We start from the raw sequence: 1,091 nt of genomic DNA, 5'->3' as shown, positions 1-1,091 counted from the left end.
CACGCCAAGCCGTCAAGCCAACACGGCATCGCGCCTACAAGGCTGCATGATGGCAACGACATCGCTTAACTTAACGGCATTGGGGACAGACCACGATTTCAGAACGGGAAATAGGGGGACAGACCACGATCTCGCGCAGTCGGCGACTGTGCGGCAGGTCAACTCAACGAACGTTGCTTGGGTGGCCGACCAGCCTGTCCCGGCTGTGCCCGTCGGCCCAGCGCAGCGGCCACCTGATCGCAGAATAGCGGATTGCCGAGCGCAAAATTCCCGTTCGTTGCCCGGCGTATTTCGTCGATCATCGCGGGGGCAAGCGCGTGGCGGAACAACTCCCGGTAGGCTGCCTGTCGGCGTTCGAGTTCATATCCGAGGGCGATGAAGGTTTCATGTGGCGTGAGCACCTCGCTTGCCGCGCCGTGCGCGTTCGCGCGATAGCTAGACCACGGGTAATCCGCCGGGTGGTCGACCATCGCGGCCCGAACGGGGTTGAGTTCGATGTAGCGCTGACAGGCCAGCAGGTAGCCGTCGGTCTGGGTTGGGCAGGAACGGTAACGCCCTTCCCAGAGGCTCCCGGTGCGGCGGTAGGTTCGGTTCACGTATTGCACGTAGCGCTGGCCCAGGGCCTTCATCATCTCGCCAGGTGCTTCGGCGCGTGACGCCGAGACGAGCAGATGAACATGATTCGTCATCAGGACGTAGGCGTGAACGCGGCATCCGGTTGTTGCGGCGGACTCCGCGAGCCAGTCGAGGTAGCGCCGGTAGTCCTCGTCGGCGTAGAAGCAGGCTTGCCGGTTATTGCCGCGCTGGATGAGATGTAGCGGAACGTCGGGCAGGGAGAGGCGAGGGCGGCGCGGCATGACGGTAGGGAGTGGGTGTAGTATGCATATATCCTACCTCACTGCCTTGGCAGCGGGGCCTGCCTGAGGGGAAATCGTGGTCTGTCCCCTATTTCCTTGCAGTTCGCGGCTGATCGTACTCGGCGAGCGTCCCAGCTCGCGCGCGATCTCTGCCTGCGAACAGCCGCTGCGCATCAAGGCCGTCATGCTGTATCGTTCCTCTTGGGTGAGCTGGTGATACTTATGCATCGTTGC

1 protein-coding gene and 1 pseudogene are annotated in these 1,091 nt (G+C 62.5%); both read right to left on the bottom strand.

Features of this window, described 5'->3' with window-relative positions; translation table 11 throughout:
* Positions 1-158: 158 nt before the first annotated feature.
* Positions 159-857, bottom strand: coding sequence for a transposase (locus F464_RS0127630; RefSeq protein ID WP_018993106.1), 699 nt, complete (start codon positions 855-857; stop codon positions 159-161).
* Positions 858-947: 90 nt separating this feature from the next.
* Positions 948-1,085: pseudogene (locus F464_RS29775) on the bottom strand (helix-turn-helix domain-containing protein); the annotation flags it as partial.
* Positions 1,086-1,091: the final 6 nt, after the last annotated feature.

Origin of the sequence: Aromatoleum toluclasticum ATCC 700605 (genome assembly GCF_000378245.1) — a bacterium.
GTDB lineage: Bacteria > Pseudomonadota > Gammaproteobacteria > Burkholderiales > Rhodocyclaceae > Aromatoleum > Aromatoleum toluclasticum.
The sequence above is the reverse complement of the archived record's forward strand: the minus strand, read 5'-3'. Positions and strand labels throughout refer to the sequence as shown.